We start from the raw sequence: 5,763 nt of genomic DNA on the forward strand, positions 1-5,763 counted from the left end.
GGCGGGGGTCGCCCGTGAGCGCGAGCCGCCGGTGGCCGGAGTCCTCCGCGGTCGCCCAGCCGAGGTACACGGTGCCGGCGGGGTGGCCGCCCTCGGGGCCCGGGCCACCGACACCCGTGGTCGAGACGCAGATGTCCGCCTCGAACAGCCGAAGGGCCCCGGTGGCGAGCTGCTCGGCGCACGCCGCGGAGGTGGGGTCGGTTCCCGGCGTGAGACCGAGCACCCGCTCCTTGACCTCGGTGAAGTAGGCCACGATGCCGCCCGCGAACCAGTCGGACGCGCTCTCCCCGGCGCCGATGGTGTTCGCGAGCCGCCCGGAGGTGAGCGACTCCGCCACGCTCACCCGCAGACCGCGGGTGCGGGCGAGCTCGCTCAGCCGCTCCAGCTCGGGCGTCTCGTTCGGCGCGGTCATCGCTCGCTGCTCTCGGACGTGCGCGTCATGGGCGATCCTCTCGTCTCGGTCGTCGCGCCACGCGTCCCGCGGCGGCGCCTGATCCGACGGTAGGGGACGGGGCGACACGGACGCAGGGGATTGACAAGGAGAGCGACGGCGTCAAGCCCCTGCCGGTGGTCGTCCGGCCCGGCCAGGGTCGGTCCATCGGACATCGCGAGGAGGCGGACAGGGGAGAGCAGACGCCGGACACCGCGGGGATGGGCGCGGTCTTCTGGACGTGGGCCGGCATCATCGCCGTCGGGCTGGCGATCATGATCGCGCTGCTGCTGGGAGGTCGATGACCCGATCTGGTTCGTGCAGCGCGGGTCAGCCGAATCGAAGCCCGTGGGGACGCCGCATCACACCTCGGCGTCGGAGTCCGACTGAGGCGCGCGCTCGCCGTCGCCGTCGTAGTCGGGGCGCGGCGGCTGCAGCGGCTGGTCGGAGTACTCCCCGCCGAGGCGTCCGCCGTAGGGGCGCCCGTGGTCGGCGAACTCGTCGCGGGCGAAGACCAGCTCCCACGGGCCGACCGTGAACCGCGAGCCGGTGCGCAGCGTCTCGGTGCGCTCGCCGGGGTGCGTGGCGTCGGCGTCGGGGTTCGAGTTCATCTCGCCGTCGGCGTGCAGTGTCACCACGTACTCGTCGCGGTCGTCGTGCACCACCGTGGCGTGCACAGGCTCGGTGTCGGCGAGGCGCAGCTCGTTGCCCGCCGCCGATCCGATGCGCACCTCGTCGACGTCGAGGGCGAACTCGGTGCGCTCGTCGTCGCGGCGCACGCGCAGGCGCGGGTTGCCGGCGCCCCGCTCGGCGTGGGTGGTGCCGGGCGTGTAGCCCTCGTCGGGACGGTCGTCGATGTGGCGTGCGTTCATGGCGGTGCCCTCCTCGGGTGTCATGGCCCCGAGGCTAGTCCGCTCCGGAATCCCGCGCGCGGGGCTTGACTTCCGGCCCTCGCGCGCTCCAGCAGACCGCTCGACCCGCGGAGTTGCGGCCCGCCCGGGGCGAGGGCATACGCTACCCCCAGGGCATGATCCCGGCGGTGGCCGGGCGGGAACCGGATCGACCGAGGAGCATCACCCGATGGGCAAGTTCATCTACGAAGGCAGCGTGAAGAGCGAGATCGAGGATCGCGCCCTCACGCACCTGCAGCTCGTGATCACGGCGAAGCTGCGCCGGGGGGAGCCGTTCCCGTTCAGCTGGCGCGAGGACGCGAGCGTGGGCGGCGGGCGCACCACGGTGTGGATCCAGCCGGGCAGCTCCCTCGTGTTCAAGTACTTCGGCAGCCGGCAGCCCTCGATCAACCGGGCGTGGATCGAGGCGCTCGCCTTCACCGCCAACGCCCCCAGCGGCCTGTACCTGGTGCCGGAGCCGGCGGAGGCGGGCGACCAGCCGGGCGGCGACACCCCGGTCACACCGCCGCTCTGAGGTGTCAACCCCCTGCCCCCGGTCGGCGGTTGCCGTGATGCTCGATCCGAGCACGACACGACAGCCACTCGACAGGAGGAGCGGACATGACCGACACCACCCGCGACAGCGGCCTCACCGACCCCCGGCACGCGCACCGCGAGGAGGGCTTCCCGGCGCAGAGCCAGGATCAGCCCGGACTCACCGAGCGCACCACGCCCGAACCCGACCACGGCGAGTCCTCGTACGTGGGCCATGGACGGCTCGAGGGGCGACGCGCGCTCATCACCGGCGGTGACTCCGGCATCGGTCGCGCGGTCGCGATCGCCTTCGCCAGGGAGGGTGCCGACGTCGCGATCGTGCACATGCCCGAGGAGCAGGACGACGCGGAGGACACGCTGGCCCTCGTGCGCGAGGCCGGACGCACCGGCGTCAGCATCCCCGGCGACGTGCGGGACGAGGCGTTCGCGACCGAGGCGGTGCACCGGGCGCGGACCGAGCTCGGCGGACTCGACGTGCTGGTGCTCAACGCCGCCTACCAGCACGACATCGACGGCTTCGAGAACCTCGACACCGAGAAGATGCGCCGCGTGTTCGACACGAACCTGGCCGGGCTGATCTTCTCCGCGCGCGCCGCCTTCCCCGACCTGGAGCCCGGCGCCAGCATCATCGTCACCTCATCGGTGCAGTCGGCGCAGCCCTCGCCGGGACTGATCGACTACGCCATGACGAAGGCCGCGCAGGTCGCGTTCGTGAAGGCGCTCGCCGAGGAGGCGGGCCCGCGCGGCATCCGCGTGAACGCTGTGGCGCCCGGGCCGATCTGGACGCCGCTGATCCCCGCTACCGGGTGGGGTCCCGAGCGCCTGGAGACCTTCGGGCAGGACACCCCGCTCGGACGCGCCGGACAGCCGGCCGAACTCGCCGGCGCCTACGTGTTCCTCGCGTCGGAGGAGTCGTCGTACGTCTCGGGCACGGTCGTCGCGGTGACCGGGGGCAAGGCCCTCTGAGGCCCCATCGAGCTGCGTGGGCGGCGGGGCGACGGGCTCCCGCCGCCTAAGCTCGTATGGTGCAGAAACCCGCGGCATCCGGCACCCTCGTGGGGGTCGCGCTCGTCATCGGCTCGTGCCTCTCGCTGCCGTTCGGGGCCGCCGTCGCCGCGCAGCTCTTCCCCGTCCTCGGCCCCTGGGGTGTGACCTCGCTGCGGGTCGCGATCGCGGCGGTGCTGCTGGTCGTGCTCGTGCGCCCGAGGGTGCGGGGGTGGACGCGGCAGCAGTGGCTCGCGGCCGTGCTCTTCGGGGTGTCGCTCGCCGCGATGAACGGCTTCTTCTACGCCGCAATCGACCGCATCCCGCTCGGGCCGGCCGTGGCGATCGAGTTCCTCGGCCCGCTCGTGCTCGCGGCCGTGCTCACCCGGCGGCTCGCCGATGCCGTCTGGGTCGCGGTGGCCCTGCTCGGCATGGCGCTGCTCGGCATCGACGGCCTGATCGGCGCGGAGCCCCTCGACCCGCTCGGCGTGGTGTTCATCCTGATCGCGGCCGGCTTCTGGGTGATGTACATCCGGATGAGCGCCCGCGTCGGAGCCCTCATCCCCGGCAGCAGCGGGCTCGCGATGGGGCTCGTCGTGGCGGCGGTGCTGCTGATCCCCGTGGGGGTGCCCGCGGCCGCGACGGTCGCCGCCGACCCGTCGCTGCTGCTGCTGGCCGCGGTGACGGCCGTGCTGTCGTCGGTCATCCCGTACAGCTTCGAGCTGGCGGCGCTGCGTCGCCTGCCGCAGCGGGTGTTCGGGGTGCTGCTGAGCCTGGAGCCCGCGTTCGCGACCCTCGCCGGATGGCTCCTTTTGGGGCAGGACGCGACGGTGCTGCGGCTGCTGGCCGTCGCGCTCGTGATCGCCGCGAGCGTGGGGACGACCCTCGGCGTGCGCCGGGACCGGAGGGGTGAGGAGCCGTCCGGCCCCTTCACCGCCCCGATCCCGCTGCCCGACTGACCCCGAGGTCACGCGCGGGCGGCGGCGGGCTCCGGCAGGGGGAACCGCCGGCGGAGCACCACGCGCTGCACGAGCGTCCACACGACCGTGACCGTGAGATAGAGCGCGGCCGCGAGCGGGACGAACGCCGCGAACACGGCTGTGAGGTAGTGCAGCGCCGACATCGCCCGCAGCACCCCGGGCGAGCTGAGCGGCGAGTCGTCGCCCTCGACGGGCGCGGGGCGGAACACGCGCCGGGTGACCTCGGCGACCGCGATCATCACCGCCAGCAGCACCCCGAACACCGCGAACGTCGCCGGGGTCGCGGTGCCGCCGAACAGCGCGGAGACCAGGCTCGTGCCCAACGGGGCGCCGAACAGGTCGTGGGCCAGCAGGTCGTTCGGGTGTCCGGCGATCTCGGGTCGCAGGAACAGCGTGTAGAGCAGCCCGACGACCGGGGCCTGGGCCAGCACGGGGAGCATCCCGGCGAACGGCGAGGTGTTCTCGGAGCGGTAGAGCTCCATCATCTCCTTCTGCAGCCGCTCGGGGTTCTTCTTGTGCCGACGCTGCAGTTCGCGCAGCCGGGGAGCGAGGCGCGCCCTGGTCTGCTCGGCCCTCGCCTGCGAGATGCCGACGGGGATGAGGAGGGCACGCACCAGGAGCGTGACGAGCACCACGGCGAGGGCCGCGGCGGACGGGCCGGCGAGGGGCTCGAGGGCGGTGGAGAGGCCGGTCAGGGCCGTGTAGGCCGCGTTCAGGAGCGCGGCGAGGGGAGGGAAGGCGAAGATGTCCACGGGAGTGTCCGTTCGTGAGGTCGGGAAGGGTCGGCGAAGGCCGCGCGCTCCCGTCGGAACGGGCTACGCGGCGATCGCGACTCCCGGCGCCCGCGGACGCGGATGCCCCGCGGCATCCGGGTCGCTCTGCGGCAGCAGAGTGCCGACGTCGATGGCGCGGAGGGGATGCGGGGCGTCGGCCTCCGGTCGCTGACGCACGCTCAGCACGACGGCGAGGGTCAGCGCGGTGACCGCGAGGAGGGCCACGGCGAGCCCGAGCGCGGTGGCATCGGGAAGAGCGACGAGCCCGAGCGCGGCCGCGACGATGCCGAGCATCTGCCCGATCCACTGCCGCATGTGCACACCCCGCTCTCTGCCACCGAGGCTAGCAGGGGGCGTCGTCCCGCCCGCGGCCGTCCGCCGCGGGCGTAACGTCGAAGCATGAGCGACCTGCGCACCCTGTTCGGCATCACGCACCCGATCGTCCTTGGTCCCTTCGGCGGGCTGTCGTCCGTCGCGCTCACCGCGGCCGTGAGCAACGCCGGGGGCCTGGGGTCGTTCGGCCTCTATGGCTACGACGGCGACCGTATCCGGGCGACCGGGTCCGAGCTGCGCGCCGCGACCGACCGGCCGTTCGCCCTGAACATCTGGTTGCCGACCGGCGACGAGGTCGAGCCCAACCCGCAGCACACGGTCTTCGCCCAGGCGCTCCAGCCGTTTTACGAGGCCGTGGGGGTCGCCGTGCCGACGCGGCCGGAGCGCTACGTCCCGCCGCTCGACGAGCAGCTCGACGCGATCTGGGAGGTCGCCCCGGCGGTGCTCAGCGTGGTGTTCGGCGTGCCGTCGCCCGAGGTCGTCGCGGAGGCTCACGACCGGGGCATCCGGATCGTCGGCACGGCCACGACGGTGGCGGAGGCCGTCGCGCTCGCCGAGGCCGGTGTGGATGCGGTGGTGGCGACCGGAGCGGAGGCCGCCGGACACCGGGTGTCGTTCCTGCGTCCCGCCGAGGAGTCCCTGGTGGGGACGTTCGCGCTCGTGCCGCAGGTAGTGGATGCGGTCGGGGTGCCGGTGATCGCGGCGGGCGGCATCGCGGACCGCCGTGGCGTCGTGGCCGCCCTCGCCCTCGGTGCCGCCGGCGTGCAGGTGGGGACGGCCTTCCTCGCCACGGACGAGTCCGCGGCGACCGCGGCGCA

9 protein-coding genes are annotated in these 5,763 nt (G+C 73.6%); 5 read left to right on the forward strand and 4 right to left on the reverse strand.

Features of this window, described 5'->3' with window-relative positions; genetic code table 11:
- On the reverse strand, positions 1–412 hold a 412-nt coding region (locus DW309_RS12715), incomplete at its 3' end, for a CinA family protein (protein WP_136045590.1).
- 155 nt (positions 413–567) lie between these two features.
- On the opposite strand from DW309_RS12715, the gene DW309_RS19660 reads away from it, so the two are divergent.
- Positions 568–735, forward strand: a complete 168-nt coding sequence (locus DW309_RS19660) for a hypothetical protein (RefSeq protein WP_168387269.1) — start codon at positions 568–570, stop codon at positions 733–735.
- 57 nt (positions 736–792) lie between these two features.
- Here the strand turns inward: DW309_RS19660 and DW309_RS12720 are convergent, their stop codons facing one another.
- Positions 793–1,326 carry an FHA domain-containing protein gene (locus DW309_RS12720; protein ID WP_240744624.1) on the reverse strand — a complete coding sequence of 178 codons (534 nt, stop codon included), beginning with the start codon at positions 1,324–1,326 and terminating at the stop codon, positions 793–795.
- Between the two features lie 184 nt (positions 1,327–1,510).
- Here DW309_RS12720 and DW309_RS12725 point away from each other — a divergent pair, with 184 nt between their 5' ends.
- From DW309_RS12725 to DW309_RS12735, 3 genes are all read left to right on the forward strand, one after another.
- A complete protein-coding gene (locus DW309_RS12725; RefSeq protein ID WP_136045591.1) occupies positions 1,511–1,855 on the forward strand; it encodes a DUF7882 family protein in 345 nt (114 codons plus the stop codon).
- A gap of 86 nt (positions 1,856–1,941) precedes the next feature.
- The gene (locus DW309_RS12730; RefSeq protein ID WP_136033175.1) at positions 1,942–2,841 is read left to right on the forward strand and encodes an SDR family oxidoreductase; all 900 of its coding nucleotides are present in this window, start codon (positions 1,942–1,944) and stop codon (positions 2,839–2,841) included.
- Between the two features lie 56 nt (positions 2,842–2,897).
- A complete protein-coding gene (locus tag DW309_RS12735; protein WP_240744623.1) occupies positions 2,898–3,818 on the forward strand; it encodes an EamA family transporter in 921 nt (306 codons plus the stop codon).
- An 8-nt stretch (positions 3,819–3,826) separates the two neighbouring features.
- On the opposite strand, the gene DW309_RS12740 is transcribed toward DW309_RS12735, so the two are convergent.
- Both DW309_RS12740 and DW309_RS12745 read right to left on the reverse strand, forming a co-directional pair.
- Complete coding sequence (locus DW309_RS12740; RefSeq protein ID WP_136045592.1) at positions 3,827–4,591, reverse strand: YidC/Oxa1 family membrane protein insertase; 765 nt, start codon at positions 4,589–4,591, stop codon at positions 3,827–3,829.
- Positions 4,592–4,654: 63 nt separating this feature from the next.
- On the reverse strand, positions 4,655–4,927 hold the full coding sequence (locus tag DW309_RS12745; protein WP_136035560.1) for a DUF6412 domain-containing protein: 273 nt from the start codon (positions 4,925–4,927) through the stop codon (positions 4,655–4,657).
- A gap of 84 nt (positions 4,928–5,011) precedes the next feature.
- On the opposite strand from DW309_RS12745, the gene DW309_RS12750 reads away from it, so the two are divergent.
- A partial coding sequence (locus DW309_RS12750) for an NAD(P)H-dependent flavin oxidoreductase (RefSeq protein ID WP_136045593.1) occupies positions 5,012–5,763 on the forward strand: 752 nt, incomplete at its 3' end.

Source organism: Microbacterium sp. K41 (assembly GCF_004794395.1).
Classification (GTDB): domain Bacteria; phylum Actinomycetota; class Actinomycetes; order Actinomycetales; family Microbacteriaceae; genus Microbacterium; species Microbacterium sufflavum.